General features: G+C 44.9%; 29 protein-coding genes, 1 tRNA gene and 1 riboswitch. Of the genes, 22 read left to right on the top strand and 8 right to left on the bottom strand.

The annotated features are described in order from the left end of the window. The first annotated feature begins 543 nt into the window (after positions 1-543). The gene (locus H7T88_RS21350; RefSeq protein WP_221790227.1) at positions 544-969 is read left to right on the top strand and encodes a helix-turn-helix domain-containing protein; all 426 of its coding nucleotides are present in this window, start codon (positions 544-546) and stop codon (positions 967-969) included. Between the two features lie 89 nt (positions 970-1,058). Here the strand turns inward: H7T88_RS21350 and H7T88_RS21355 are convergent, their stop codons facing one another. The 3 genes from H7T88_RS21355 to H7T88_RS21365 all read right to left on the bottom strand — a co-directional run bounded on the left by H7T88_RS21355 (position 1,059) and on the right by H7T88_RS21365 (position 2,891). Next, positions 1,059-1,685, bottom strand: a complete 627-nt coding sequence (locus H7T88_RS21355; RefSeq protein ID WP_221790206.1) for a nitrogen regulation protein NR(II) — start codon at positions 1,683-1,685, stop codon at positions 1,059-1,061. A 34-nt stretch (positions 1,686-1,719) separates the two neighbouring features. Further along, on the bottom strand, positions 1,720-1,923 hold the full coding sequence (locus tag H7T88_RS21360; RefSeq protein ID WP_090918120.1) for a Rha family transcriptional regulator: 204 nt from the start codon (positions 1,921-1,923) through the stop codon (positions 1,720-1,722). Between the two features lie 266 nt (positions 1,924-2,189). Beyond that, positions 2,190-2,891 (bottom strand): urease accessory protein UreF, encoded by a 702-nt coding sequence (locus H7T88_RS21365; RefSeq protein ID WP_167375681.1) that lies wholly within the window; start codon positions 2,889-2,891, stop codon positions 2,190-2,192. A 461-nt stretch (positions 2,892-3,352) separates the two neighbouring features. Between H7T88_RS21365 and H7T88_RS21370 the strand changes: the two genes are divergently transcribed. Beyond that, positions 3,353-3,435 (top strand) — tRNA-Leu (locus H7T88_RS21370). Positions 3,436-3,639: 204 nt separating this feature from the next. On the opposite strand, the gene H7T88_RS21375 is transcribed toward H7T88_RS21370, so the two are convergent. Next, positions 3,640-4,119 (bottom strand): glutathione peroxidase, encoded by a 480-nt coding sequence (locus tag H7T88_RS21375; protein WP_123063300.1) that lies wholly within the window; start codon positions 4,117-4,119, stop codon positions 3,640-3,642. A 378-nt stretch (positions 4,120-4,497) separates the two neighbouring features. Next, positions 4,498-4,673, top strand: a riboswitch (cyclic di-AMP (ydaO/yuaA leader). Between the two features lie 118 nt (positions 4,674-4,791). Between H7T88_RS21375 and H7T88_RS21380 the strand changes: the two genes are divergently transcribed. Both H7T88_RS21380 and H7T88_RS21385 read left to right on the top strand, forming a co-directional pair. Next, positions 4,792-5,220, top strand: coding sequence for a hypothetical protein (locus tag H7T88_RS21380; protein ID WP_090918114.1), 429 nt, complete (start codon positions 4,792-4,794; stop codon positions 5,218-5,220). A 157-nt stretch (positions 5,221-5,377) separates the two neighbouring features. Beyond that, positions 5,378-6,076: an HAD family hydrolase gene (locus H7T88_RS21385; protein WP_221790207.1), complete on the top strand. Its 699-nt coding sequence runs from the start codon at positions 5,378-5,380 to the stop codon at positions 6,074-6,076. Between the two features lie 130 nt (positions 6,077-6,206). On the opposite strand, the gene H7T88_RS21390 is transcribed toward H7T88_RS21385, so the two are convergent. After that, on the bottom strand, positions 6,207-7,565 hold the full coding sequence (locus tag H7T88_RS21390) for an Nramp family divalent metal transporter (RefSeq protein WP_154890883.1): 1,359 nt from the start codon (positions 7,563-7,565) through the stop codon (positions 6,207-6,209). A gap of 396 nt (positions 7,566-7,961) precedes the next feature. On the opposite strand from H7T88_RS21390, the gene H7T88_RS21395 reads away from it, so the two are divergent. From H7T88_RS21395 to H7T88_RS21470, 16 genes are all read left to right on the top strand, one after another. Next, entirely contained in the window at positions 7,962-8,381 is a 420-nt protein-coding gene (locus tag H7T88_RS21395) for an organic hydroperoxide resistance protein (RefSeq protein ID WP_090918107.1), read from the top strand. Positions 8,382-8,632: 251 nt separating this feature from the next. Further along, entirely contained in the window at positions 8,633-8,878 is a 246-nt protein-coding gene (locus tag H7T88_RS21400; protein WP_090918105.1) for a zinc ribbon domain-containing protein, read from the top strand. 104 nt (positions 8,879-8,982) lie between these two features. Then, on the top strand, positions 8,983-9,261 hold the full coding sequence (locus H7T88_RS21405; protein WP_090918103.1) for a hypothetical protein: 279 nt from the start codon (positions 8,983-8,985) through the stop codon (positions 9,259-9,261). A gap of 149 nt (positions 9,262-9,410) precedes the next feature. Then, on the top strand, positions 9,411-9,833 hold the full coding sequence (locus H7T88_RS21410; RefSeq protein ID WP_090918101.1) for a thiol-disulfide oxidoreductase DCC family protein: 423 nt from the start codon (positions 9,411-9,413) through the stop codon (positions 9,831-9,833). Between the two features lie 131 nt (positions 9,834-9,964). After that, positions 9,965-10,822: a DUF6612 family protein gene (locus H7T88_RS21415; protein ID WP_154890885.1), complete on the top strand. Its 858-nt coding sequence runs from the start codon at positions 9,965-9,967 to the stop codon at positions 10,820-10,822. A 226-nt stretch (positions 10,823-11,048) separates the two neighbouring features. Next, positions 11,049-11,432 (top strand): VOC family protein, encoded by a 384-nt coding sequence (locus H7T88_RS21420; RefSeq protein ID WP_154958501.1) that lies wholly within the window; start codon positions 11,049-11,051, stop codon positions 11,430-11,432. A gap of 177 nt (positions 11,433-11,609) precedes the next feature. Next, the gene (locus H7T88_RS21425; protein ID WP_221790208.1) at positions 11,610-12,884 is read left to right on the top strand and encodes a P-loop NTPase family protein; all 1,275 of its coding nucleotides are present in this window, start codon (positions 11,610-11,612) and stop codon (positions 12,882-12,884) included. Positions 12,885-12,929: 45 nt separating this feature from the next. Beyond that, positions 12,930-14,225: a TadA family conjugal transfer-associated ATPase gene (locus H7T88_RS21430; protein ID WP_221790209.1), complete on the top strand. Its 1,296-nt coding sequence runs from the start codon at positions 12,930-12,932 to the stop codon at positions 14,223-14,225. Between the two features lie 167 nt (positions 14,226-14,392). Beyond that, positions 14,393-15,151 carry a type II secretion system F family protein gene (locus H7T88_RS21435; protein WP_312027647.1) on the top strand — a complete coding sequence of 253 codons (759 nt, stop codon included), beginning with the start codon at positions 14,393-14,395 and terminating at the stop codon, positions 15,149-15,151. 12 nt (positions 15,152-15,163) lie between these two features. Next, a complete protein-coding gene (locus H7T88_RS21440) occupies positions 15,164-16,033 on the top strand; it encodes a type II secretion system F family protein (protein WP_221790211.1) in 870 nt (289 codons plus the stop codon). A gap of 13 nt (positions 16,034-16,046) precedes the next feature. Further along, positions 16,047-16,223, top strand: a complete 177-nt coding sequence (locus tag H7T88_RS21445; protein ID WP_090918085.1) for a Flp1 family type IVb pilin — start codon at positions 16,047-16,049, stop codon at positions 16,221-16,223. Further along, on the top strand, positions 16,207-16,881 hold the full coding sequence (locus H7T88_RS21450; protein ID WP_221790229.1) for a TadE/TadG family type IV pilus assembly protein: 675 nt from the start codon (positions 16,207-16,209) through the stop codon (positions 16,879-16,881). The genes H7T88_RS21445 and H7T88_RS21450 overlap by 17 nt, the downstream gene beginning before the upstream one ends. Continuing rightward, positions 16,862-19,090 carry a hypothetical protein gene (locus H7T88_RS21455; RefSeq protein ID WP_221790212.1) on the top strand — a complete coding sequence of 743 codons (2,229 nt, stop codon included), beginning with the start codon at positions 16,862-16,864 and terminating at the stop codon, positions 19,088-19,090. Before H7T88_RS21450 ends, H7T88_RS21455 begins: the two co-directional genes overlap by 20 nt. Positions 19,091-19,116: 26 nt before the next feature. Next, the gene (locus H7T88_RS21460) at positions 19,117-20,157 is read left to right on the top strand and encodes a pilus assembly protein (RefSeq protein WP_423246152.1); all 1,041 of its coding nucleotides are present in this window, start codon (positions 19,117-19,119) and stop codon (positions 20,155-20,157) included. Between the two features lie 15 nt (positions 20,158-20,172). Beyond that, positions 20,173-20,679 (top strand): A24 family peptidase, encoded by a 507-nt coding sequence (locus H7T88_RS21465; RefSeq protein WP_154958494.1) that lies wholly within the window; start codon positions 20,173-20,175, stop codon positions 20,677-20,679. A 60-nt stretch (positions 20,680-20,739) separates the two neighbouring features. Beyond that, positions 20,740-22,539 (top strand): DUF6382 domain-containing protein, encoded by a 1,800-nt coding sequence (locus H7T88_RS21470; RefSeq protein ID WP_221790213.1) that lies wholly within the window; start codon positions 20,740-20,742, stop codon positions 22,537-22,539. A gap of 26 nt (positions 22,540-22,565) precedes the next feature. Here the strand turns inward: H7T88_RS21470 and H7T88_RS21475 are convergent, their stop codons facing one another. Continuing rightward, positions 22,566-23,477: a TIGR01777 family oxidoreductase gene (locus H7T88_RS21475; RefSeq protein WP_221790214.1), complete on the bottom strand. Its 912-nt coding sequence runs from the start codon at positions 23,475-23,477 to the stop codon at positions 22,566-22,568. Between the two features lie 173 nt (positions 23,478-23,650). Further along, positions 23,651-24,118 (bottom strand): DUF2621 domain-containing protein, encoded by a 468-nt coding sequence (locus H7T88_RS21480; RefSeq protein WP_154890895.1) that lies wholly within the window; start codon positions 24,116-24,118, stop codon positions 23,651-23,653. A gap of 167 nt (positions 24,119-24,285) precedes the next feature. Between H7T88_RS21480 and H7T88_RS21485 the strand changes: the two genes are divergently transcribed. Continuing rightward, the gene (locus tag H7T88_RS21485; RefSeq protein WP_221790215.1) at positions 24,286-25,392 is read left to right on the top strand and encodes a deoxyribonuclease IV; all 1,107 of its coding nucleotides are present in this window, start codon (positions 24,286-24,288) and stop codon (positions 25,390-25,392) included. Positions 25,393-25,459: 67 nt separating this feature from the next. Further along, positions 25,460-26,353, top strand: a complete 894-nt coding sequence (gene purU, locus H7T88_RS21490) for a formyltetrahydrofolate deformylase (protein ID WP_090918068.1) — start codon at positions 25,460-25,462, stop codon at positions 26,351-26,353. A 106-nt stretch (positions 26,354-26,459) separates the two neighbouring features. Here the strand turns inward: purU and H7T88_RS21495 are convergent, their stop codons facing one another. Further along, on the bottom strand, positions 26,460-26,939 hold the full coding sequence (locus tag H7T88_RS21495; protein ID WP_154890897.1) for a hypothetical protein: 480 nt from the start codon (positions 26,937-26,939) through the stop codon (positions 26,460-26,462). Positions 26,940-26,960: the final 21 nt, after the last annotated feature.

Here is a 26,960-nt window from a genome sequence, read left to right on the forward strand (position 1 = left end):
AACTGTCGCACTTGGCTTGACAATCCGTCAATGTTAAATAAGAGTCATGTCAAAAATTAAGATTGATTATGTTGAAGCAACCGGCTTATCTCTTTTAGCTATGCTTCGAATTCCTTGACACCATATGTTCAGTGAAAGGTTCTTTTTTTAGTTCCCGATACTTCCTCATCCACTGATGCAACGTGCTTAGATACAAATATAAATCTTGGAAGGCTCTCATTATTACTCATGGTGGGTCTTTTTCTTGATGATATGATGAATTGAGTTGATTGTAGGAATAAATAAAATAGTACGATATTAGAAAATGCAATCTTTTTCAAATTTTTGCACTCAAGGTCAAGCGAGTTGAAGTTAAGCCATCAACTTAATGAAAGATAATTAGGGATTGAAGATTTTGAAAAAAAAGATTGTTGTGTGTGCTAGTGTCGGGATGTGTATTTGTCTTAAATTGTTATGGATTAAGGCTGAGCATTCAGAAATATTGTGCTATAATTCAATCATATGGCATTTAAGTTGATATTACGGTTGGAAGGCGGTTCTTGCATGCAGTCAATCTATGAGCGAATTGAGCACCTGATTGCCGAAAGAGGGATGACAAAGAAGGCCTTCTGTGAACAGCTGAAGATAAGCACAGGCAATTTGGGTGACTGGAAACGTGGTAAATCAATCCCGAGTACAAATAAACTCATTGAAATTGCTTCATTTTTTGATGTGAGTCTGGACTGGTTGATGATTGGGCGTTTATCGAAGGAAGCCATTGTGCGGGAAAAGCGGGAAGATTATTTTTTTAACGTGTTGCGGCAATTGAATTGCCAAGAGAGTGAATTATCGACTGTGGAACAGTCTTTTATTAGTGAATATATCGAGTTCACTCGTTATCGCAAATTCAAAGAGAGTAAAGATTCTGGAAACTATAGCTACCAACCTGAAGCGGAAGGCGAAAATAAGTCAGAGCAGGAAGGGACGTAAGTGCCTCTGGTTGATAAAAAACCTCCACTGTGCCCAAGGGAATGATTTCCGGGACAGTAGGGAGGTTTTTTTTCTGTAGAAATATCGGTTTAGTGATGCTGATCAAGAATACTGGAGTATTTGGGGTACAACTGGCGGATACAATCTGGACAGATGTCGTGTGTAAACTCGGCGGAAGTATGTTTTTCCAGATAGCGCTCAACGCTGTTCCATTCGTCTGATTCATTCTTGATATGTTTGCAAACGGCACAAATAGGCAGTAGTCCATGGAGGGTACGAGCTTCAGTCAAGGCTTGTCGCAGCTGAAGTTCTGTCTTCTTCTGTTCTGTAATATCTGTGTGAGCCACCAAAGCGAGGTTGGTATCCGTCGTAGGTCCGTTCTGTAAGGGAGTAAGTTCTACGCGAAACCATTTCTCTTCGTTGTGTGGTGTAATAACAGAGATATCGTATGTATGAGTTTGGTTAAAAGGAACAACGTTATGCCTCAGGTACCTCGCGAACTTGGTTGGATAGTGGTTTTTCTGTTGTGCTGCCCATGCTTCCATCAGGTGAAGGTAATGATTGTGGCGGCTGGCTGCACGTATGAAAAGTTTATGAAGTCCGTGCTGCCAGGCCCGGTTACAGCTTCGTATCATCCATTGATGATCAATAATGATCAACTGATGATTGGTCGCCTGGAACGATAGGCTTTCCAGGTCGGATGTAATGGTTCCCATGAGAGAAGTCCTCCTTATGATGATGAAAGTGTTCTTATCTCAGTTCCTCTGGTATGTTCAAAATGTCAGCGACCTGATGTCTGAATCGGGTTGCTTTGCGTGTGCCATGAATAAGGTTGGATAGACGGTAGGGCGGAATATCATGTTGTTCGCAAAAGGTTTTTTGATCGACCTGAAGTTCGGTTAGCCGTCGTTTGATAGCCCATCCGAACGGAGTGACTGGTTTCTTCTTGTTCAATAGGGTTCACCCCTGAGTGGATTTTATAGTATTCAGCAGGCCATTCTTCGTGTAAAATAGATAGGAATACGTGCTGTTAGTTACATTATATACGTAAATTCGTCATCTAACAATTAAAAAATACGGAAATAAGTGTATTTTTTGAATTAAAATGACGTAAGTTCGCATTTTGTTGATTGAACAAAATAAAAAAACACGCCAGCAAGGGGAGTTGCGGCGTGTTTTTGGTGTGCTCTGAAAAAGAGGTTTCGAGGAGGAGTGCGGAATTATGCTCTGTAAGCGTGCAGGCCTGCTCCAAGCATGTGGAAGCTGGGAAATAACGACTTCATAGACATGGACGTAGGATGCATGGGTGCATCCGGTGAGGAGGCGCTCACGGTAGTCCATTCATTCTCAAGGTCTGCGGTCAGGCGAGCCAGCAGTTCCCGAGTGGCATTTTCATTTAGGGGGATAACTTTGCAAGCTTCGGATACGCATGCATTCATGGCTGAATGTAAGTAGCCGAGAACCGCCTCTTCGACGGGGATATCGAGGTGGTGGTTGATCCAGGCGTGAACGGTGGGGAGGCAACCAACTGAATTGTATTTTACGAAGATTTGTTCAAGCGGGCTAAGGTCGATCCAAGGATGCAAGGCGCGAGACAGTTTGATTAAACGTTTGCCTATGATTGTTGCTTGCTCTCTAAGTTCAGGAGGGGTTCGCTGTACATGCACAAGTTTGTCGATCAGGGCAATTCGCCAAGTATCCTTATGATCTGTTGCGGTGTAAATCCCCTTGATAGCCATACCTTCTAGACGAACGAGACTGGGGTGTAACTGGCAACGCATAAATGATTCAAGTTCCTCAGCTGTCCGAATAGTGCCTTCCTTGATGTGGGTGTCCATGCCGAAGAAATGGGTGAATCCTCCCACCTGGACAGAGGGATCAAGCAGTTTCGCATAATCGAGTAGCTTATTCCCACGGTTCACGATCATTCGCCTCCTGCGCTTTATTGTGTTATGTTTAATTACATATGATGATCTTTTCTTAAGTTTAATGTGTAAATCCGAATTATATGATATATATATTCACATAAATATCCGTGTTTTGTCAATGATTTATGAGAAAATAAAAAACTTAATTAAATACAATTCATAATTAGTGTTATATAATATAACATTAAAAATTCTATCTGTGTCATATATCCATGTCTAAAATCACTTTGGCCATTTTGCCGAATCAGATTAATGATATGTAATTTTCGAGGAAATATGACTGAATTTTGCAAGAGGTGTGGAATAGGAAGGGGTGAAGAACTGTTATCAATTTAGAGTAAAGCCGGTTGTAGTAAAATGTCATTCATAAAGTAATTCATAAAGTGATTAATAAAGACTTTACTTTTGTTTAAGAATCCGGTATAATCAATTTTGTTGCCGATAATTTACGACATGCGGTCGTGGTGGAATGGCAGACACGCTATCTTGAGGGGGTAGTGGGCGTATGCCCGTGGAGGTTCGAGTCCTCTCGACCGCATCATATGAAGATTTACGAGAGAAGCTTTCCGTGATGGAGAGCTTCTTTTTTTGTTTTCATATAGCAACAAGGACGAATTATTTAGGATGAGGACATGTGTTAAAAGAGAGGACGCAAAAAAGCCGCCCAAAAGCTTGAGCAGTTTCTGGCTCTTTGCTTTATAGGTGGCTTTTTTCGTTTATATGTTTGTTCAAAAGTCTATATTTATTTGTTAATTAGCTTCTGAATATCCTCTTCGATTTTGTCCGGTGTAGTCTGCGGAGCATATCGTTTCACAACTTTACCGTCCTGATCGACAAGGAATTTGGTGAAGTTCCATTTGATGGCTTTGGAACCGAGCAAGCCTGGTGCTTCTTTCGTAATGTGTTGGAAGAGCGGATGAGCGCTTGAACCATTGACGTCAATTTTTTCAAACATAGGGAAGCTTACGCCATAATTCATCTGACAGAATTCAGCAATATCGTCGGAAGATCCTTTTTCCTGCGCGAATTGGTTGCTTGGGAATCCAAGCACTTCAAACGGAGCATCCTGGAATTTATCCTGAAGCTCTTGCAAGCCCTTGAATTGAGGGGTGAGACCGCACTGGCTTGCGGTATTCACAATTAACAACACTTTGCCGCGATATTGGGACATCTCAATCTCTTGTCCGCGAAGGGTGTTTACTTTGTAATCATAGACTGACATGGGGTACGCCTCCATCCTGTTATTCTTAATATACTTATTATATTTTAAACAATTAAATAATGCAAAACTTATTTGGATTTAGCGTTGTTATAACCATTCGCTTGCTGGACTCCAAAATGGATGAGAAATACATGAATCAATTTTTGTGCGGTTGAGAATTAGGTAGCTTGGAAGAGAAGGATAGCGTATGACCTCATTGTAAGCGTTATTATCAAAGGTTATTGCCGGAAATCTGGCGATTCGGTGATCTGTATGCACTTTACATGATCATGGTACGGGTGTATGATTCATAGCGTAATTTGAATTTTAATTAAATTGTACCTGAAAAACGAAACAAACGATAATATCGATCGGTCTTATACTCAAGATTTACGAACGATGTTTTAATCGCTGAGTTTCCATTCATTGTGTATGGAAAACGGGGGAACCAACAGAATGGGCTGTATGACAGCAGCGGACATTCATGGGGTGAATTTTTCGGTGAAATCCGGAAATAGGGCGACTCTCGCGCCCGAATCCGTCAGCTAACCTCGTAAGCGTTAAAGGGAGAGGCAACAAACCGCACGCTGGTTCATGGCGCTTTCGTCATGGATTATTTAAGAAGCGTTTCGGAGGCCTTGGTCCCCACGCTTCTTTTTTTGTTGTCTTTTCACGCCAAGGGAGGAACGAAGAATGGATAAAGAGATGATTTTGGTAACCGCTCCGAATGAAGCTGGACGTAAATTTGTGAAATTGCTGATGTATAAAAAAATGCCATTTGCCGTTCTGACGAACAGTGCTGATGAGGAGCGCAAACTTCGCCGTCTTGGCGTGGAACACGTCATCCGTATGAATACAGCAGCTGCTGAGAAATGGTTTTTGCCGCAAGGCAGTGTAGGCAATGTATTTATTTTTGAGAACAGTCTGAACTTGACATGCCGCTATCTTCAAATTTGTCGCTCTTGGACATCGAAGTCCTTGTGTGTGATCACGGAGCAGAGCCATCCTAAAGGGATTTATCGTGGAATGGGCGCCGATAAAATTGTGTATTCACTGAATGGAGAAGTCGGGTTCCTTCTTAATAGCTGCAATAAACCGGAGGCTGAAGTGAGCAGCTTGTGATTGACATTGATCCAAGGTAAGACGCCTGTTATAATTGCAGGTATAGACTAACGGAATTTGAGGAGACTCATGCTTGTCGTGGGTCTTCTTTTTTTATGGAAACAGTACGGTAGTATAGAAGCGAGGGATAACCTGCAGCTAACGAGGAGGAATCAGCGTGCCGGATATTGCCGGATTGAAGTGGTTGTTTTTTGATGTGGGGGATACGCTGGTGGACGAATGGGAGCCTGTAGATGATATTATTGGGCAATTCGTTCGGGAAGCGAATGATTACGGCTATCCAGTAAAGATTGAGGCGGTAAGAGAACTGTTTGCTACCTGTTACCGTAATTATGAACAGTGGCCCATGAAAGTGGCCATACGTACATATATTCATGATGAAGATCACCGCATTCAGATTCAGGACAAGCTGAAATTCCATAAAGAATTGGAGCAACCGTTTCCTTCTGCAACCAAGGTGCTTGAACAGCTTTCGCATCACTATCGCATTGGCATCATTGCGAATCAGAGTCCTGGGACTGAAGCGAGGCTGGAAAGCTACGGACTTCGTAAATATGTCCATGTCCTGGCCTGTTCGGCAGAAGAAGGGGTGTCCAAGCCTGATCCGGAGTTGTATGCGGTTGCTCTGAAGCAAGCTGGATGCGCGCCGGAAGAAGCGGTTATGATTGGAGATCGAATTGATAATGATATTATGCCAGCACGTAGTTTAGGCTTACGCACCATTCGCATTTTGCAAGGATACGGAAGGTTCCAGCCAGAGCTTTCGGATGACGAGCGTGCAGATTGGACGGTGGAGTCCCTAGATGAACTGCTGCCGCTACTCATACCCGATGAGGATGCAGGCAAATCTATATGAGTCTCAGGTTAGATCGTGTGGGGTAGATTAAAGGTATGAGGGTATTAGAGCGTATCACAATAATGATACAAAGAAGGCCGATTTGCGTTGGGATCAATACCAACAGCGAATCGGCCTTTTCATATATAAACTAGAACAGCATGATGGTCTGGATGATTAAATACACATTCAGCACAACGATGATAGCGGCAATAGCCCAAGAGACAATTTTGAGCCACAGTTTGTTTGCAAAAGGCCCCATGCTTTTTTTGTCACTTGTGAACATCACAAGCGGGATGACGGCGAATGGCAGCTGCAGGGACAGGATGACCTGACTCAAGATCAGCAACTCTTCAGTGCCGCGCTCACCGGCAATAGCAGTGACGATAACAGCAGGGATGATCGCAATCAGTCGGGTAACCAGTCTACGCAACCACGCCGGGATACGGATATTCAGGAAGCCTTCCATGACGATCTGTCCTGCAAGCGTGCCTGTAAGGGTTGAGTTCTGACCGGATGCGAGTAAAGCTACGCCGAACAAGACACTGGCGATCGTTGTACCAAGCAGTGGGGTTAGCAGATGATATGCATCGGATATCTCTGCTACCTGTGTCATGCCAGCGCTGTGGAATACAGCTGCAGATACGATCAGGATGGCTGCGTTAATGAACAGAGCTAACGTCAAAGCAATGGTTGAATCCAATGTGGTGTAGCGGATAGCTTCTCTTTTGCCCTGAGTCGTCTGCTCAATCTGGCGAGTCTGCACAATGGATGAATGCAGATACAGATTGTGCGGCATAACGGTAGCCCCGATGATGCCAATGGCGATGTAGAGCATGGCCGGGTTTTGCAAAATTTCGGTGCTAGGAACGAATCCGTGAAGAACACCGCCCATATCCGGTTTCGCCAAGAATAGGTCGATGCCGAAACAAAGAGCAATGGTTGCCATCAGCACGATGACGAGTGTTTCCAGTGCACGGAATCCTTTATTTTGTAGTACGAGAATGAGTAATACATCCACTGCGGTAATAATCACACCGTACAACATGGGAATGTTAAACAAAAGTTTAAGAGCGATTGCTGAGCCGATGACTTCAGCGAGATCCGTAGCCGCGATAGCCAGTTCACATAGAATCCATAACATCATGACAACGGGAGCGCTGAAGCGTTCACGACAGGCCTGAGCAAGATCACGCCCAGTGACAATACCTAGCTTGCCTGCGAGGGATTGAAGCACCACGGCCATCATGTTGGAAAAAAGGATGACGGACAATAACGTATAACCGAATTGCGAGCCGCCTGCGATATCCGTAGCCCAGTTGCCGGGGTCCATATAACCAACAGCGACAAGATACCCTGGACCGACAAAGGCGAGGAACTTTTTCCACCATGCCGCATTTTTGGGTACTTTCATGGAACTGTGTGCCTCACCTAGCGAGGGGGCCATCGTAGCTGCGGAAGCAGACGCATATTCGCTGGATGGAGAATTGAACGGATTTTTTTGACTCATACATGGATCACCTGACTTTACAATAAGATGTGGCCGGCCTGTAGCCGGAATAAATTCATTTTTAGGATGTGCTCTAGCACAAATGCTGTGGCAAATAAACGGGATAAATACGAGTGCTCATATATCTAAAATTTTATGTTCATGTTTACATTGTACACCCTCAATAATTTTTGTCTAGTGCAACTTTTGTGTAGTCGGACAAAAAAAGGAGAATTTTTCGAAGAGCCTCTTTATATCGTACCCATTTCGTAAAAAGATACGACTTTTATCATGTACGCATGAAATGTAGCCAAATGTAAAAGCTGATAAAGTACACAATCAGACGTTTCAAATCGAGCCAGAAGTTTAAAATGAATTGTAGGCAGTCAAAACTTTATTAACGAAGGAGAGATTCTGATGGAAGCTTTATATACAGCAACAGCGACAGTAAAAGGTGGACGAACAGGTTCGGTGGCTTCTTCGGACGGTGTGCTGCAACATGATCTGAAAATGCCGAAAGAACTTGGCGGTGCAGGTGGAGAAGGTACAAATCCCGAGCAACTTTTTGCAGCTGGATACGGTGCATGTTACGAGAGCGCTCTGGCTAACGTGGCACGCAAAGCAGGTGTGAAATTGGAGAATGTCGTTGTAACCAGCAACGTATCGATCGGCAAAGATCCAACAGATGACGGATTCAAGCTAGCGGTTCGTCTGGATGTAAGTATGCCGGGAGTGGATCACAGCCAGGCTGAAGATCTTGCCCGCAAGGCGCATGACTTCTGTCCGTATTCAAAAGCAACACGCGGCAACATTGACGTTGTACTCAACGTTGTCTAATAGATAGAAGAATTTCTCGCTCTTTCTCTTTGAAAGGCACAAGTAAAACAAAGAGCAAGGTATCCAGTGATATCTGATCTTCAAGCACACAAGCCCTGCTGGTAGCTCAGCAGGGTTTTGTTTTCCAACATATATCACCTGAGAATTCACCTAATCTGAAAGCGGAGGAGGATTTCTCGGTATTAAGTCGTACTCTTTTACATAAACGTACAGTCACTTCATGCCACATATTCCATTAAGGGGGAACGGCGATGAGTATTGAAGAGATGATTGAGAGGAAATTTGTATGCACCAAATGCCGGGGGACGGAATGCAACATTAAAGAAGTCTCTATGTCAGGAGCGGGGCTCAGTAAGGTGTTTGATATCCAGCATAACCATTATTTGTTTGTAGGCTGTACGGCCTGTGGATATGTGGAAGTGTTTAACCCGGACGTGTTGAAAGGCAAGAAACAAGGGCAAGTTGGCACAATTCTGGATATACTGTTCGGCGGATAGACATGCGTGAGTTGACATCGACCTGAAATTTCTTTAATATGATTTAGTACTGAAAGTGTCAGTGTCATTAGCATGAACCAAATTTGAATTCACGGGTGATATCCATGTCTTATAGACCAAGCATTGCACAACTGCAAGTAGCCAGCAAAAACGAAAAAGACGGATTGTACGAATTTACGATGAAACTGGTGGATGGTACACAGTGCCGTGTATTCTACTCCAAATCTCCGGATTGGAAAATGACTGCGATCAGCCGTCTGCAGAAAACACCTTGTCCTGTATGTCGTAAAGACTTCATCTGCAAATGTATGGATCAATGGTCAGGTGACCTGCATCAACAAATGATTAACGACGAGTGGATGGAAAAAGCACTGGCTGAGTAATTGTCGGACAGTTATGAGCGTAGGCACTGAGCCTGCGCTTTTTTTCTATTTTGCCAGAGAGATTGGTGGATCAAATTTAGGTTAGGCGAGGAAAGTTGGCTCAAAATGGGTAAGTAATCTAACAGCACCATATAGGAGGCCACGATCATATGACAGTAGACCAAGAGGATAAGCATCAGGGGCACCCAATTGTTCTTGTAGACGGCGTATGCAACTTTTGCCAAGGAATAACGAAATGGATTATCAAGCGTGACCCGGAAGGGAAATATCACTTTGCTTCACTGCAGTCGGATGTGGCGAAAGGATTGCTGGAGAAGGGTGGTCTGAGAACTGACAGCATGGATACGTTTGTATTGATTGAAAATGGAAAATACTATACACGCTCCACAGCAGCGTTAAGGTTGGCCAAAGGTCTCAAGTTTCCTTATCCGCTACTCTATGTGTTTGTTATTGTGCCCAAATTCATTCGTAATGCAGTATACAACTGGGTTGCGCGCAATCGGTACCGCTGGTTTGGGAAGGACGATGCATGTATGTTGCCTACACCCGAGACTAAAGATCGATTTTTATAAGTATAAAAGTATCAGTTTTCAAGGATAAGCTTCCATAAGAAAGAAGTTTCATGTAAGGTGATTAATATCGGCAATTACTGGGTAATTACTGTGGGTTACATTATTTTTTACATTATTGGGAGGATAACAACTTGAAGAAGTGGACGACAATGATTATTGGGGCATTATTGGCAGTAAGCTTGGCAGCATGCGGAAACGACACAGATAAATCTGCAACGCCGCCAGCAGGTAATGAAACAACGACTGAAAGCAACAATACAGCGGAGCAGAATGCGGCTGTTCCAACACTGGATGAATTGCTTGCCAAAACAGGTGAAGCAACGAAAGCGCTGAAAAGCTTCACTACAGAAGCTAACATTGATCAAAAAATTAAAGTGGATGCTGGTGAGCAATCTCAAGATCAGCAAGTAAAAACGTCTTTGAAAATGGATATCATTAAAGATCCAATGATGATCTATCAAGAGATGGAACTGGATATGTCTGGACAAAAGCAAAACGTAAAACAGTATATTACTTCAGACAAAATTTACTCCCAAGTGGGGGACCAGTGGGTAGCGATCCCAGAAGAGCAAACGAAGGCGCTCATCGAACAATTGAAAGCTAGCATGAACCCGGAAAAAGAGCTGGACCAATTCAAAAAAGTAAAAGAAGACGTTAAGATCACTGAAGAGGGCGACAACTATGTCCTGAACGCAGATGTATCGGGTGACAATGTCAAGGAATTGGCTAAATCCGTTATGGAACAAAACGGTTCAGATGCTCAAATGCAGGCTATGCTTGATCAAATGAACATTAAGAGCATGAAGATGAAATATTTGATTAACAAAGAGACGTCTCTTATGGAGAAGATCGATGTAGAGATGGTGATGGAGATGGAGCAAAACAATCAGAAAATGACGATGGACATGAAAATGGACACTTCGTTCTCCAACCATGACAAAGTTGCAGAAATCAAAATCCCGCAAGAGGCTTTGGACAGCGCAAAATAAGTAAAGCCTGAAACACCTTTGATTCTTACTTCGGAATACCTGTGGGTAGACCGGATAAGGATCAGGGGTGTTTTTTTGATTTTGGAAGTTCTTTAGAGTGTTATAATATGGACTTGTATGATTTATTTTTTAAATTTGGTCATTTGTAAAAGGATCAGCCGTGATTGTAAACATGTGGTTGCGTAAGGTTAATTCATCATTGTTTTAATGGGAAGGGGATACCGAGATGATCAAATATGCACATATTCATCACGTAAGTCTGGCTGTTCGTAATTTGGAAACCGCAAAAAAATTCTATTCGGGTTTGCTCGGAATGCAGGAGATTGAGCGTCCTCCGTTTCGTTCCACGGGTGCGTGGTATGCGATCGGCAGTCAGCAACTTCATCTGTTGCAACATCCGGAAGGTCATACGCTGCGGGAAGCGGGGATTGATACAACCGACGGACATTTTGCACTTTGGGTGGTCAGTTATTCGGAGACGCTAGCTTGGCTGGAAGAGCAAGGTATTGAATATGAAGCTAGACCAGATAGTGTGGCTGGATTCGCTCAGATTTTTATCCTTGATCCGGATCGAAATATCATTGAATTTGGAGCGCCTTATGGTTCTTAAGTGAGATGGTTAGAATAAATCCCTTGCTCGTCCAGAAATTGTATGTTATAGTGTGCATACATTCATAGCACGTGACGGAAGCACCGTCCATATCCTGCAATTTCATGCGGGAAATGGGCGGTGTTTTTTGTGCTTTTTTTTGATGGGAGGGAAACGTAATTGATTGTCCTTAAGGCAATGCTGGTATCGAGGGATAAAGATTATATCCAAGCTTGGCTTGACTATGTACAGCGTAGTTCGTCAAGCTCCACGATGCGATTCATCGCTTTTTCACAGTGGGAAGCATTCAGGAATCATATGGATGAACTGGATGAACAAGAGCTACCTGATCTGATCATCGCTGAACCTGAGTTTTTAAACCCTTGGTTGATGAATGGTGGGGATGTCTCAGGTATCCCATGGCTTATGCTTAGCGAAGGAGCTGACGAAGGGCACGAGGCGAAGCGACTCATGAAGTATCAGCCGTTGCCTGCGTTGCTTGAAGCCGTCAGGAGGGCTTGCAGGCAACCACGTAGTAAGCGGAGTCGACATTCGGGTCAAGAAACATTAACCATCGGTGTATTATCGGCATCGGGTGGGAGTGGCAAAACAGCCGTAGCTCTGCATATGGCGAAGCAACTTGGACTCGCTGGGTATTCTGTGTTGTATCTCAATCTGGAGACTCTGGACAGCTCATTTCCTTTCCTGGAGAGAGGGTTACGGCAGGGCAGTCAGCATCATGTGGAAGCAGAGACAGGTTTATCACGACTACTATATGATCTGAAAGCCCGTAAAAGGGAGGTAGCGGGTGGTCAGTTACAGACGCAGCGGCGTAGCCTGAATCAAGGTCCTACACAAGATAGAAGTGCGGGGGGAAGGAAAAGTACGGATGCACATACAGATATAGCGTCTGCTACTTATTCGGATATCTCGGTAACAGGACAAATGAAAACAATAGTTGAGTATGTTGTTGGGCATGAGGCATTAAAGGCGGATGTGTTCTGGCCGTTAGCCAACCGTAAGGAAATGTTACAGATGTCTAAAGCGGATACAGTGGATCTCATCCGGTATCTGACCGATTCCGGGCAATATGAAGTGTTGATTCTGGACGGAGACTCAGGCTGGGATGAACGTAGTGATGGCATCCTGAAAACGGCAGATACCTTCGTCTGGTTAGTAGAAGATGATATCGCCGCGATGCATCGATGGGGACAATGGCTTCAGCATAACGAGCGTAACCGAACAGAACTGTTAGGAAGTATGCTGGAGCGTACGTATTTTGTCATCAACAAATATCGGGAGCAAGTGATCAATCCATTGCCAAGACCTGATCTGTATGTGGATGCAGTGTTGCCTTATATTCCTTCTTGGAAACAGATGAATCAGGAAGAGGTCATGCTGAGTTCACCGATCTTCCAGCGTGAAGTAAAGAGATTGTGTGAATTGCTGATTCAGGCTGAAGGAGGTGGCTAGCCGCAAGACAAGATGCATTTATATACAGGAGGAGCCTGGAGAGTTATGACAGATCATTTATGGAACATCACAGACCGTGAAGAACAATTTCAAATGCTTCGCAGAGAGGTCCGAGCTTCGCTCGATATGACTTCTTCTGCCGGGGATGAGGAGTTGTGGCATGGGATTGAGAGAAAAGTTCTCGGTGATTCGGGCCTGGAAGATTTGACTTCAGGTGAGCGCCATGAGTTGGTGCAACGATTGTACGATTCTTTTCGCGGATTGGATATTCTACAACCTCTGGTGGATCACCCGGACATTACGGAGATTATGATCAACAGTCATCGGGAGATATTTGTGGAACAAGAAGGGGAGGTCAGACAGATTCCAATGCAATTCGAGTCCAGAGAGCGGTTGGAGGATATTATTCAAATAATCGTGTCTGGTGTGAACCGCATCGTCAATGAATCTTCCCCCATTGTGGATGCCCGCCTGAAGGACGGTTCACGGGTCAACATTGTGCTTCCGCCTATTGCGCTAAAGGGGCCAACGATGACGATCCGGAAGTTTCCCAGTGAGCCGATGAAGATGTCTGATCTGATTGAGAAGGGGGCCTTGCATGAGGAAGCAGCCGAGTTATTACAGCAGTTAGTGCGGAGCAAATACAACATTTTTATCGGGGGAGGTACAGGTTCCGGGAAAACGACTTTTCTGAACGCGTTATCCCAGTTCATCCCTGCTGATGAGCGGGTTATTACGATTGAGGATTCAGCGGAGTTACAGATCGTGACTGTGCCCAATCTCGTCTCTCTGGAGACCAGAAATGCCAATACAGAAGGAAAAGGTCTGATATCCATCAGGGATTTGATCAAGTCCTCTCTACGGATGCGTCCAAACCGGATTGTGATTGGGGAAGTACGGGGAGCGGAAGCACTGGATATGCTACAGGCGATGAACACTGGACATGATGGATCGTTGTCTACTGGTCACGCAAATACGATCTCGGACATGATCAGTAGACTTGAAACGATGGTCCTTAGTGGAGCGGAACTTCCCATTACTGTTGTAAGACAGCAGATTAGCTCGGCCATCGATATTTTTGTACATCTTTCCCGGCTTCGAGACCGTTCACGTCGTGTGACGGAAATCAGTGAAGTGATGGGTTTACGTCATGGTGAAGTGCTTTTGAACCCGTTGTTTCGATTTCAGGAGCAGGAGGAACGGGAAGGGCGTATCATTGGTGGACTCATCCGGGTGGGCAACCTGACCAAGGTGGATAAGATTCATATGGCCGGACTTGGAGAGTGGCTTGAAGGATACATAGAACAATTAGCTGAGCAGGCCGGACCAGAAAACAAGTAGTAAGCTATGAAGGTGAAGCGAGCTATAGGATGGGATACAAGGTGAGTGGAAAAGAAAAACGTCGTATAACAACTATAATTTAATATTTTTTGATGTGACCTATCTTGTTGTTAACGATTTTGGGAAGTTCCAAACCATGCTGTGAGAGAAAGAGGGTGCAGAGGGCGGTGCAGGGCAAGCAAACATTAACAAATTATACCGTATATACACTTAGCTCAAGACAACGCATTGTCTGTATGCTGGTCAGCGGATGTTTATTTTTCGGTGTTGGCTTGTTGTTTTATCATCACTGGTTGGCAGGTACGATACTGGCTGCTGGTTGTATATGGGTGCCCAGGTTTTGGACAAAGGTGCTACTGGAACGCAGAAGGATGACACTTAGTCTGCATTTCAAGCAAGCTCTGTATGCACTATCCTCGGCCCTGGCGGCCGGGAAGTCAGTGGAAAACGGTTTTAAGGAATCCGTTGAAGACCTGCGGATGTTGAACCCTGAGGCTGATACCGATTTGATTCGAGAGTTCACTATATTGCGGACACGCATGGAATACGGTCAGCCGATTGAAGAGGCGTTGCAGGATTTTTCGGAAAGGGCACAGATTGAAGATATTACGAATTTCGCAGACGTGTTTATTACTTGTAAACGAACGGGCGGTGATCTGGTGGAAGTGGTTCGTCGTACCTCCGCAGTGATTGGAGAAAAGCTGGATATTCAACAGGACATCATGGTTGCTGTGGCACAGAAAAGATTTGAATCCAAAGTGATGTTTGCGGCACCCTTCATTTTTTTGTTATTTCTCAACCTGACCGCCAAAGATTTTATGGAACCACTATACAGCGGGCTCGGATATCTCATTTCTACAGGTGCGCTTGCTGTGCTGGTCTGCTGTTATCTATGGATTCATCGCATTATGGATATCAAAGTGTGAGGAGATGAAAAGATGCTGTTTCCCCTCATGATTGGAGGAGTACTTAGTGCGGGCTGGATTGTGCTTGATCGAACCCGAGGGAAAACTTACAAGCATTTACGAAAGCTGCATATGGAAGGATTACGTTTGAAAAAAATGCATGCTCCGTTTCTGTTTATGCTGGACAAGTTCGAGATCGGCCGCAGATTACCTGTACTTATGTTTCGGATGCAGCACGCGATCCAGAAGATGCATGGCATACAACATAGCGGTGAGAAAACGCTACTCTATTGTGCTGAAATGTTGACATACTCATGGCTAGTGTTGCTGGCAGGATGTTTATTATCCCTTGTGAGGGAGGTAGGCACGGGAGCATTAGCTGGTGGAGTCGTTCTTGCAATTGCTTTACCGCTTGCGATGTATAAGGATCTTTACACCAAGGTGAAGCGAAGAGACCAAGATATCCTTATAGAGCTCCCTGAACTGCTTAATCGAATTGTGCTCTTGGTTGGGGCAGGAGAAACAGTACAACGTGCAATCAACCATAGTGTGAATAGCCAGGGCGAACGGAATCATCCCATGTACAACGAATTGCGGAGAGCGGCAGGGGACTGGAATAACGGATACTCGTTTCAGCAATCTTTAGAGCAGTTCAGTCGCCGATGTGGTGTGCAGGAAGTAACGATTTTTACAACGACAGTTTTACTGAATTTCCGGCGTGGAGGAGGTGACTTTGTATTGGCACTGCGGGATCTGTCACATGTATTGTGGGAGAAACGCAAGGCGGTTAGCCGGGCCAAGGGAGAGCAGGCCTCTTCGAAATTAGTGTTTCCGATGGTGCTGATCTTTTTTACAATCGTGATCATGATCGGTGCGCCAGCTTTTATGATGATGAACATGTAGGAGGGAAATTGGGATGAAGAACAAGGTAGCGGCATTTTGGAAAGAAGAAGAGGGTCTGGGCACGCTGGAACTGATTCTGATTATTGGTGTAATTATCATTATAGCGTTGATCTTCAAAGACCAGATTAAAAAGTTGGTAACAAGACTGCTGGTTAATGTCAGTAGCAAAAGTGATGAGTTTTTTGAGTAGACGTTTTAGAAAGGAAGAAGGGAGCTTCACTATCGAAGCTTCCCTGGTCTTCCCGATCATCTTATTTATCCTGATGTTGCTGCTGTTCTTCACGATGTACATGTACCAAAAAACGTTTTTAAACCAGCATGCTTATGCGGCTTCTGAACGAGCTGCCTACAGTTGGGATAATAGTCACAAACAGGCGCTGACAGGCGAATATGCTTCCGGGAAATATGATCACTTGTATTGGAGGTTAAGCGATGATCGGCTGTTAGGAGCTTTGTTTGGTTGGGCGGGAGCGGACAATGAGGTTAGTGTTTCTATACCTGGATCTGAAGGCGTTAGTCTTTCGGAAAAAAAACTAGCACAAGCATCAAGCCATATGCCTTCAGCGATGAAGGGCACAATGACATATCAAAATGCATTGATCCAGCGGAAGGTAACAACTGAGCTTGAGCAGGTTATATCGTTGCCTCTGCCCTCATTTTTGTTTGATTCCGGCAATCTTGTGCTCACGAAGGGCTCCTCTGCTGTTGTAGAACCGGTTGAATTCATCCGAACGGTGGATTTGATCCGTTATTACGGTGCCAAGTTTAAAGGAAAAGGCGGAAAGGAAGCGACTTCAGCTGTGGAGGCAGGGCAAGTTATACAGCATTTTGGAAAAAACGAAAAATGAGCAAAGGGGGAGAGAGGCACTGTTTAGAAAAAAAGATGGTGAAGCTGGAGCTGTAACGTTATTTCTGATTTTGATTCTGGCTGGAGTGTATATGTTTGTGGCGATTTTTATTGATTATGCGAGAATTGCCGCCTTCAAAGTACAGACGGAACGGATGGCACATGCCGCAATGAGATCCGTTATGTCAGCTTATGATACATCACTTCGGGAGTATGGTTTGTTTGCATATGGCGACAGTAGCGGCGATGCCATTATGGCCAAAGTGTTGAATGATAGTGTGAAACCTTCTTCCGTAAAGGATGGTTTCCCGATTCTGGATATTCAATGGGACACCACTTCACTCGGTATGGAACGTGAACTGGGCAGGTATGATATTTTTAATCGTCAAATCCAGGAAGACATGAAGTATAGAGCGCCGGTTGATTTTGCTATTGAAGTGATTAATCGATTCAAACCGATGTCAGAGGAGATGAAGGAAGCAGCACATACCGTAGATCTGTTGAAGAAATTACAAAAGCTCTATGACAAACGTGAGAAATTGCTGGATGAAGCGGTCGGGAATCAGATTGAATCTGCCGATAAGGTAATGAAACTTCCAGACTTGATCATGAAACCGCCAGCCCAGGCCATCTATGAAGAAATGCTTGAGACAGCGCCAGAGACAGCGGCAGAAGCGGCTGCACGTTATGCCGATTACTTAAGCAAGAAACAAGCAGACGAGGGACTGCCTTTCAATGAACAGCTGTACATATTGGAATTGGGGCGTTACCGGACAGGTGTAAATCAGATTGTGACAGGAATCAGCATGTTGATGCAACCAGCGCTAGAGGCGCATAAGACCAAACTATTGGAAGCACAGGACAAGATCGAAGAGGCACGTGAAATTAATGAAGAAATGAAACGATTGATTGCGGAAGGAGAAAATCGTTCCGAGAATGCCGGTTATGACAACGTGGGTAGCTCTACCCTTCCTGGAACGAGTCCGACATCTGCGGGTTCCGGCAATGAAGCCAAAAGTACTCGTTCGCTCGCTTCCGAGCTTGTCAGGGAAGATGCTCTATTTGATCGGATAAAATCTCGTGTGATTTCTCAAAATGAAGACTTCTCTGGCGTGCGAAAAGATAGCATGGAACTCAATACCCAGCTTCGGAGTGTGACGGGTATGAGTGGTGTTCCAATTAAACCTGCGGTCAGGCAGGCAAGTCAGACTACGGAACGTTATATGAATTCTTTTGGGAGAACAGGCCCTTCCAATCTTATCACACAGAGCCAACAGGAGCTTGAAAACGGCCGTGGATCGGATGCCCAGCGTAAAGAGAATGACAAGCAGTCCAAAGGGAAGTTGAAGGAAATCAAACGGATATTCAGCCGGATAGAAAACGGAAGTTCCGGTTCCGTGCAGACATTCAAACAGTTGGAACAATTTTATGAGGCCAACATAGCGTTCAATCAAAAAAGCTCTGAGCGAGCGGAAAAGACAGAGATTGCGAGTGATCCGTATGATTCCGGTGGAAATGCCATGAAGGGAATGGATCACCTGTTTGGAGGGATGTCAGGACTACTCGGACAACTTGGCGATGAGTTGTTTCAGAATGAATATGCGCTTGCTTACTTTAATTCCATGGATTTTGGTCAATTGTTCTCCTGGACGGAAGGTAGTGGAGATGTTAATGACGTGTTCAAACTGGAGAATCAGGAGCTGGAGTATATTCTATACGGTTTTCATAACCCTTCAGGTAACATCGCATCTGCATATGCGGAGGTCTTCGGAATGCGTCTGGCGATTCGTACAGCTGAAGGACTAAGTGAGAATAGTAAGCTTGGGAATCCGCTTCTTGTGCTGTCTGCCGCGATCCTATATGGAATCACGCATGCAATAGAAGATATGGTGAAGCTGGCGAAGGACGGCAATGTTGAATTATCCAAATATATCAAGGTGAAGCTGACATACAGGGATCACCTTAGATTGTTCCTGCTTATGCATAGCAATAATGATCGCAAAATGTCCCGAATGTTAGCCTTGATCCGATTGAATACGGGAGCTAACCCGGATGAGAAACAAACTTATGCTTCCGGTCAGATGCGCAGCAGCATCAAGCTATGGTTTTTGCCTGGAATTGTGCGAAGTATAGGCGCTGTTATGGGCAGTGAGGATCAAGTACAAGATGGACGCTTTTTCATTGAACGGAATGCGGATTATTCCTATTGAACACGTGAAAACATGTTGATGGAGGCATGATGGAAAAAAGGGTTCAGGTTCAGGATGAAAGGAAATGTGTGCAGATGCAACATCGGATCATGCGGATAAGCAGATTGGAACGCTTGAAGTCACTGAGAAAACAGGTGCTTGAAGCGAAGAAAGAACAGGGCACTATGGTGCTGGAGGCTTCGCTGGTTCTACCCATTTTTCTATTCTTTATCCTATTTCTTATCTTCATTGTTCAGATGACACTGATCTCCACCGCATTGCAGAGTACAGCGGGGGAAACGGTAAAACAGTTATCAACGAAGATTTATCCAGTATCACTTGCCTTCGCGCCTTCAGATTCTGCTGGAGGTGAGAGCCTGGAGGAGGGCTGGAAATGGCCACAGCTGTCCCTGACGGAATGGGCAGACGGTTACGCTTCTTCCTTGCCTTTACCCTTAAGTGACTGGGTGCGAGATGCAGCGAAACGTGGTGAAGAGCCACTGCAAAGAATCAAAACGTCGGTAATGGAAGCCATACTTGATCCGGTTGTGAAGCCGTTGTTACAACCATTTGTTGAAACTACACTGCTAGATATGGAACGTATTCATGTTAACGGAGTATCCGTTCCTAACTTGAAGAATAAGACGAATCCGTATTTCAGATTAGAGCTGAGTTATGAGTTGCCTGTGAAGGTTCCTTTTCTCGGCAAGCCTTTACGAATTCAAGTTGCTGCATCAGAGCGGATATGGATTGGTGACACAGGAGAAGGAAGTGGTAACGGAAGCGGGGGAGAAAATAGCACGGGGTCAGCAACTGTTTTATCAAAGCCAGATCCAGCATTCATAGGGAACCATGCAACGATAAAGGTTCAGGTCAAGCCAGGCGCAACGGCTAATCTCACGATTTTTTACAAGTCTGGTGAGAGTTCTGCGAAGCATATTGGCTGGGCTACGGCTGACGAGAACGGAATCATAGAATGGACATGGTTTGTGGGCACTCGAACAACGGAAGGGACTTGGAGTTTTGTTGTAGAGACTGCGGAGGGCATGCAGACGGAAACTTCATTTACGGTAGCATCCAGAAAGTAAGGAGCGATGATATAGGTGGGATGGTTTTATGTGATCTGTGGTATATATCTTCTGGTGGCGTTTGTAACCGATATACGGTCTATGAAAATTCCGAATCGGTTGACTCTACCAGTAACGGCAATGGGAGTGCTTGCTCATCTTGCTTGGGGAGGCTGGGGAGGTATGTGGTTCTCTTTAGCTGGATTTGCTGTTGGTTTCGGTATGTTGTTTTTAATGTACGTCATCGGTGCAGTCGGTGCAGGAGATGTGAAGTTATTTGGGGGCATAGGAGCTTGGACGGGGTTTACATTTGGCATACACGTGATCATATATTCCATTCTGTACGCTGGATTAATCGGCTTAGTTATCCTTTTATTTCGCAAAGATGCGTCGCAGAGAATACGTACAATGATGTTTAATATATTCGGTTTCTTTAAACTAGGCTCTCTTAAACTCGTAAGTCACGAAAAAACGTTGAAGTTCCCGTTTATGCTCGCTGTACTTCCCGGTTTCGTCAGCTCATGGATTTATATGTTTGGGTAGTTGCTCTGCTCTGGAATAACAGCGATTGAAAGGCTCCTCTGTTATTGGAGCATCCGTGTAATGACTTTTGTTAACATATTAAAACAATGGAAAGTGAGGAGCGGTATGTATGGCTTAACGAGGGATTTCGTACGTAACGGCGGGACATTTATGGTTTTGGAAAAAGCGGACGGGCTACGAATGGAGGAACTCAGCAGGGTGCAGATCGGTATGTTAACCTCGAATCGAATTCCTCGTATGCTACCTTTATTCACTCGGGAGATTGATCAGAATGTAACGTTACAGTATGACATCTCCGGATATAAGATGTTGTCCCAGATGTTAAAATCGAGTCAAATCAGCTTGCCAGTATTGTATAATCTTTTATTTCAGTTGGCAGAAGCTCTTGTGGAGTGCAGGCACTACATGTTGGAACCACAAAATTTGTGTATTCACGAAGACTATATATTTATTCAGGGGGCAATGGAGCAAGGGGAGCTTGGTTTAGTTTACGTACCCATGATGAATGCCCATGCCCGGCAGGAGAAGCAACCCCCGCAGATATTCCGTGACTTGGTAATCAAGCTTATGGCTCATGTTCAGGAATTAGAAGGAGAGGGCATACAACGAGTATTACAGTTATGTGATGATGAGCGGTGGGACATTCGGCAATTACGTGAACTTTTATTAGAATTGTGTACTGGTAAACCAGCACGACTGATATCCAGTCAGCTACCTGAAAAGAAAAGTGTCGCCAGACTTAATTACAATAAACCTGATGCAGAACAATCAGATCGTCATCAACGTGAGCGCCAGCAAATCATCAAACCGGATGTAGACATTAAAAAAGTAGACCCCTATTCGAAATCTTTATTACACAGGCCAACAGCTGGCCAACCTTCGTCGAGAAATACAAACTACTTTCATCAGAATCAGACCTCAACTCAACTTGAGTCCTCTTCATCATTTGTTTCCGTAGATCAGAAAAATGTGGAGATGGAAGAGCAAAATTCGGTCATTAGCTCTTCGCGTACAACATATATCTGGCTAGGTTGTATAGTTTCCATGGCATTAGTATGGAGATTTATCTACATGCAACAGCCAAGTCAGAATGCAATGATTTTGTCTACAGCGCTAAGTGTTGGCCTCATTGCAGTGGCGAGTTGGATGTGGAAGAGAACGGGTGATTCCGCTGGTAAATCCGGCGTTCATATCCCTTTCTCTTTATCAGTGCTAGGCAGGAAAAAGGATAAGGGGGCTAAAGTAGAAGAGGAGATGTTTCAGGAGAGCTGGCGCTGGAATGCCATGGATAAGCCCGAAGAAGATAAGGGGAAATCCATTGAATCTTTGCCTGAGGTTGCTGAAGATCATACCTCTTCCCGCCTTCGCAGCATGAGCATATCCCCTATGAACCTAAAGTCTGAAGAAATGCTCAATCCACCATATACTGAGAAGCGGGATAGGGAATGGGGGAGCACTTCTGAACCCCATCTCACGGACTCAGCCGCTGAGGCAACAGTTAATCTGCAGGCACTGGACGGATTATCCAATGAAGACAGAAGCCCTAGTCTACCATCATATTACCTTGAACTAACTTTAAATAAAGGTGGAGGGAGCAAACGTGTTGATGTGAAGGGGGCATCTTTTGTCATTGGAAGAGCGGCGGATATGGTTCAATATGTAGATAACTCGACAGGTGTATCACGTGCACATGTGGAATTGAGTCGGAGCAAGTCTGGTTATGCTCTCAAGGATCTAGGCTCCGTCAATGGAACGATGCTTCAAGGAAATCTGCTGGCTCCTTACAAAGAATATCCACTGACGGATGGGGATACGTTCATCCTGGCCGAATCGGTCTACGTTTATCGAGTGTCAGGATGAACTGTACGATCCAAATGTAATTTGTTTTAATCGGATAACCCGCGATGCTTCAGGTCCTCAAGAGCCTGAGTCAATGTGGGGAAGGTAAACTTAAAACCGTGATCCAAGGATTTTTGTGGAATGACCCGTTGTCCTTGAAGCAGGACGACGGATAGTTCACCAACCAGTGTTTTGATCAGGAAGCCAGGGACAGGGAACCAGTGAGGACGATGATAAACTTTGCCTACCGTACGGCCGAATTCATCATTGGTTACCGGGTTGGGCGAAGAAGCATTAATTGGACCCGAAATCTCTTTGTTATGAATAGTGAAGTCAATCAGTCGAACGATATCCATAATGTGAATCCAACTGGTCCACTGTTTGCCGCTGCCGATCTTGCCGCCAAATCCGAGCATATAGGGCAGTTTCATCAATGGGAATGCCCCTTTTTTATGACCCAAAACGAGACTGACACGGATTTTGACCAGTCTTACATCCCGGATGGCATCGGCGGCAACTTCCCATTGTTCCGAGACGCGAGAAGGAAAATTCATCGACCTTTGCGGGCTGCTCTCATCAAAGGTTTCATCGGGAGAGGTGCCGTAAATTGCCATGGCCGAAGCCTGGACGACAACTTCTGGCTTTTGTCGTAGCGATTCCACTAGTTTAGCAACCCGGGCAACGGTTGTAACTCTGGATTCCACAATTTCCAACTTGGCCTTCGTTGTCCAACGCTGGTTCAATGTCTCGCCCGCTAAATTCACCAGAGCATCAAAACCTTCCAGTTCCTGCGGAGTTTCTTCGAGCTGATCCCAGGATATATATGTAAGGTTTTTACTCGGATTATGCATGTCAGGAAGCTTGCGAGTGATTACTTTCACATGATGTCCGGCCTGCAACCAGTAATCTACAAGTGCGCCTCCGACAAATCCGGTACCTCCACAAATGGCAATTTTCATATTGAACATCCTCTCTTATGGGTCAAAAAGCCCCGCAAGGTAAGTTAAATGAGTGAAAAGGGCTTACCGAGCGGAGCTAACATGTGTTTAATTTAACCAAATTGGTACCACATCTAACGATGCTGACCTGCTATATTTTCCAATCGGTTCATACGCTATAATTCATCAAATTATTATTTCATCAAATGGCGATAGGGAGTATAGTCGATTTTATTTTTCTCCAGAAACTTAACCAGAAATTTATTGTCCCGTTTTGGTGTCGCAATGATATAACCTTTAATGCAATGGTCTCTGGACACTTCGGTTGCATGATCTTCCACGGCAATTTTACCAATCTCGGCAGCAATGGAATGTTTGGCAATGTCGCGAAAAGGGCCAGGTACAGGCTCAACAAGCTGATCCAGAAAAGCTTTGGCTTCATCTGTCCATAGGTGGCGGCTTGTCTCCACCCAGTGATTCTGCCAATCCAGCTTGGACTTTCCGTCAGCTTTCGGCAGCACTTTAAGGAACTTGCGCATCATGAAAAATCCACCGATGCACATGCTTCCAAGCAGCAAAAGCGTCCAGAACGCAATCGTATTCATAAACCAGTTGCTGGGCGAACTACTCGTTAAAAGCTGGGTGTAGGTATTAAAAATCATTGCCAAATCACCTCGGTTTATTGATTTTCACGCCCTGATGAAAAGGCGTCCATGTTCCGTAATTTGCTGTCAAAAATAGCCTCTCATTCGAATTATATCGCATTTCTAGATTTATTTCGATAATCGCGTTATGATAGTGGATAATTCAGAAAAAGGGGGATCTATTGATGCTGAAAATCGGCTCCCACGTGTCCTTTTCGGACAAGGGATTATTGAGTGCAACGAAGGAAGCGTCCTCGTACGGTTCCAGTTCGTTTATGATATATACGGGTGCACCGCAGAACACACGCCGCAAGCCTATTGAATCGATGTTTATTGAGGAAGGCAAACTTGCAATGCAGGAAGGCGGATTTGAGGACATTGTTGTGCATGCTCCTTATATCATCAACCTGGGCTCTTACAAGGACAGCACATATGGACTGGCTGTGGACTTCCTTCAGGAGGAAATTCGCCGTACTCACGCCATTGGTGTGAAAAACATCGTATTGCACCCAGGTGCATTTACGGATAAGGATGCTCATTACGGTATCGAACGTATTGCACAAGGATTAAATGAAGTGCTCGATGGTATTCAGGAAACCGATGTGAATATTGCACTGGAGACGATGGCTGGTAAAGGAACCGAAATGGGCCGTAGCTTCGAGGAACTTGCACAGATTATTGAGAAAGTGAAACATAACGAACGTCTGACGGTGTGCATGGATACGTGCCACATTCATGATGCGGGTTATGACATTGTCAACGATCTGGATGGTGTACTGGATCAATTTGATCGAACGGTTGGACTTGACCGCATTGCTGTAATGCACATTAACGATAGTAAAAACCCTGCCGGTGCACGCAAAGACCGTCATACACCGATTGGATCGGGCTGGATTGGTTTTGAAGCAATCAACCGTATTGTAAACCATGAGAAGCTGAATAATCGTCCATTCATTCTGGAAACGCCGTGGATTGGTAAAGATGCCAAAACCCAGCGACCGATGTATGAAATTGAAATTGCATTGCTGCGCGGAGACGTGGAAGGCCGTTTCGGTCAGGAGTTCCTGAGTGAAGTCGAGCAAATGCAGCACTTCTTCAAGGGTAAGGAACTGGATTCCCGTGCGTATGTACTTGATATGTGGACACTGCTCAAAAATGATGCCAAAGCCAAAAAAGCTGATCCGCGTGAACCGCTGGAACGCTTGTATGACATGGTGACAGAGGCGGCATTGTTCCCGCATTTGAATGAAGAACAAATCAATCACCGCTTGATTGCTTGGCTTGCAGGGTAATCCCTGCAAGTCTTGCCTGATATAGTTCATGTATGTCTTGTCTAATTGAAGGAGGAAGATTAACCCGATGGAGATTCACGCAAAACAAATACGACCTGATGATCAAAACCGCGCCAATCGAGCGCGTATGCTTATTTCCTGTCCGGATGGTCCGGGAATTGTAGCAGCGGTATCACACTTTTTGCATCAACATGGTGCCAACATTGTACAGTCTGACCAGTATACGATGGACCCGTCAGGCGGTATGTTTTTTATGCGGATCGAGTTCGATCTACCGCAACTGGAGAGCAACTTGGCGAAGCTGGAAGCGGATTTTGCCGATGTAGCAACACGTTTCGAGATGGAATGGTCTCTTTCAGCGGTTAGCCGCAAAAAAAGGTTGGCTATTTTTGTATCCAAAGAGGATCACTGTTTGGTAGAGCTGCTCTGGCAATGGCAGGCTGGCGATCTTGATGCGGATATTGCGCTTGTGGTCAGCAACCATTTGGATATGAAAAACTATGTAGAGTCTTTCGGCATTCCGTATCACCATATTCCGGTTACAGCCGATACGAAAAAAGAAGCGGAGCAACGTCAACTGGAAGTGATCGGCAACGATGTGGATGTGATTATTCTCGCCCGTTATATGCAGATTATCTCTCCAACGTTTATTGAACATTACCGTAACCGTATTATCAACATTCATCATTCGTTCTTGCCAGCCTTTGTTGGAGGTAAGCCATACGCTCAAGCCTATAACCGTGGTGTTAAAATCATTGGCGCAACGGCGCATTATGTAACGGAGGAGCTGGATGGCGGCCCAATTATTGAACAGGACGTTCAGCGTGTAAGCCATGGGGATAATGTGACCGAATTGAAACGCATTGGACGTACTATTGAGCGTGTTGTGCTTGCGCGGGCTGTGAAATGGCATGTGGAGGACCGTGTTCTTGTACACGAAAATAAAACAGTCGTATTTTAAGTCTAAGTTTACGCTTTAATACTGTGCAAGGTTGATCCGTAACCTTACAAGAGAAGTAGACTCAGTCACTCAGAGAGTGCTGCACTATAATCCGAGCGGCCCCAGTTCAATGATGAACCGGGTGCCGCTTTTTGGCGTGTATGTATTTTCCGCATAGACCTAACAAAGTACCAAAGAGAAGATGGCCAACGACCCAATAGAAAATGGCACCAGCGTCATTCAGATCGGGTACACGTGGGGATAACGGAGACAAAGGGAGATAGAGCAGGGAAGAGACGGCTCCAATAAGTATTCCTCTACTGACTGGACGGCCTGAACGTCTGATCCACCAGATATAGAAAATCCCGATGATAACAGATACAGCAAGGTGCAGGAAAAATTCGATCCATTCCGGCAGGCGCGGAGGAAGCCCTGGTACAAAATCAATGTTAAGTAGCAAGGTGTATACCTTTTCGTCAGTTAATGTTTGGACCACTTTGAGAAACAGTCCCAGAAAAACGCCGCTGACGATTCCGGTTATGATCCCGGAAAACAAGGGTAATGATGATTTTAACGAACGAGACGGGTGTCGCACTGCATCTGACATTACAAGCCCTCCTTGGAATGA

Origin of the sequence: Paenibacillus cucumis (ex Kampfer et al. 2016), from assembly GCF_019748695.1 — a bacterium.
Classification (GTDB): domain Bacteria; phylum Bacillota; class Bacilli; order Paenibacillales; family Paenibacillaceae; genus Paenibacillus; species Paenibacillus polysaccharolyticus.

Excerpts from the sequence above, each read along its gene's own strand:
- H7T88_RS21420 (WP_154958501.1), top strand. The coding sequence starts at position 11,049 with ATGATCAAATATGCACATATTCATCACGTAAGTCTGGCTGTTCGTAAT.
- H7T88_RS21470 (WP_221790213.1), top strand. The coding sequence starts at position 20,740 with ATGACTTTTGTTAACATATTAAAACAATGGAAAGTGAGGAGCGGTATG.
- H7T88_RS21445 (WP_090918085.1), top strand. The coding sequence starts at position 16,047 with ATGAAGAACAAGGTAGCGGCATTTTGGAAAGAAGAAGAGGGTCTGGGC.
- H7T88_RS21400 (WP_090918105.1), top strand. The coding sequence starts at position 8,633 with ATGAGTATTGAAGAGATGATTGAGAGGAAATTTGTATGCACCAAATGC.
- H7T88_RS21375 (WP_123063300.1), bottom strand. The coding sequence starts at position 4,119 with ATGTCAGTCTATGATTACAAAGTAAACACCCTTCGCGGACAAGAGATT.
- H7T88_RS21405 (WP_090918103.1), top strand. The coding sequence starts at position 8,983 with ATGTCTTATAGACCAAGCATTGCACAACTGCAAGTAGCCAGCAAAAAC.
- H7T88_RS21395 (WP_090918107.1), top strand. The coding sequence starts at position 7,962 with ATGGAAGCTTTATATACAGCAACAGCGACAGTAAAAGGTGGACGAACA.
- H7T88_RS21450 (WP_221790229.1), top strand. The coding sequence starts at position 16,207 with ATGAGTTTTTTGAGTAGACGTTTTAGAAAGGAAGAAGGGAGCTTCACT.
- H7T88_RS21380 (WP_090918114.1), top strand. The coding sequence starts at position 4,792 with ATGGATAAAGAGATGATTTTGGTAACCGCTCCGAATGAAGCTGGACGT.
- H7T88_RS21430 (WP_221790209.1), top strand. The coding sequence starts at position 12,930 with ATGACAGATCATTTATGGAACATCACAGACCGTGAAGAACAATTTCAA.
- H7T88_RS21475 (WP_221790214.1), bottom strand. The coding sequence starts at position 23,477 with ATGAAAATTGCCATTTGTGGAGGTACCGGATTTGTCGGAGGCGCACTT.
- H7T88_RS21390 (WP_154890883.1), bottom strand. The coding sequence starts at position 7,565 with ATGAGTCAAAAAAATCCGTTCAATTCTCCATCCAGCGAATATGCGTCT.
- H7T88_RS21480 (WP_154890895.1), bottom strand. The coding sequence starts at position 24,118 with ATGATTTTTAATACCTACACCCAGCTTTTAACGAGTAGTTCGCCCAGC.
- H7T88_RS21425 (WP_221790208.1), top strand. The coding sequence starts at position 11,610 with ATGCTGGTATCGAGGGATAAAGATTATATCCAAGCTTGGCTTGACTAT.
- H7T88_RS21485 (WP_221790215.1), top strand. The coding sequence starts at position 24,286 with ATGCTGAAAATCGGCTCCCACGTGTCCTTTTCGGACAAGGGATTATTG.
- purU (WP_090918068.1), top strand. The coding sequence starts at position 25,460 with ATGGAGATTCACGCAAAACAAATACGACCTGATGATCAAAACCGCGCC.
- H7T88_RS21440 (WP_221790211.1), top strand. The coding sequence starts at position 15,164 with ATGCTGTTTCCCCTCATGATTGGAGGAGTACTTAGTGCGGGCTGGATT.
- H7T88_RS21355 (WP_221790206.1), bottom strand. The coding sequence starts at position 1,685 with ATGGGAACCATTACATCCGACCTGGAAAGCCTATCGTTCCAGGCGACC.
- H7T88_RS21495 (WP_154890897.1), bottom strand. The coding sequence starts at position 26,939 with ATGTCAGATGCAGTGCGACACCCGTCTCGTTCGTTAAAATCATCATTA.
- H7T88_RS21460 (WP_423246152.1), top strand. The coding sequence starts at position 19,117 with ATGATGGAAAAAAGGGTTCAGGTTCAGGATGAAAGGAAATGTGTGCAG.
- H7T88_RS21350 (WP_221790227.1), top strand. The coding sequence starts at position 544 with ATGCAGTCAATCTATGAGCGAATTGAGCACCTGATTGCCGAAAGAGGG.
- H7T88_RS21410 (WP_090918101.1), top strand. The coding sequence starts at position 9,411 with ATGACAGTAGACCAAGAGGATAAGCATCAGGGGCACCCAATTGTTCTT.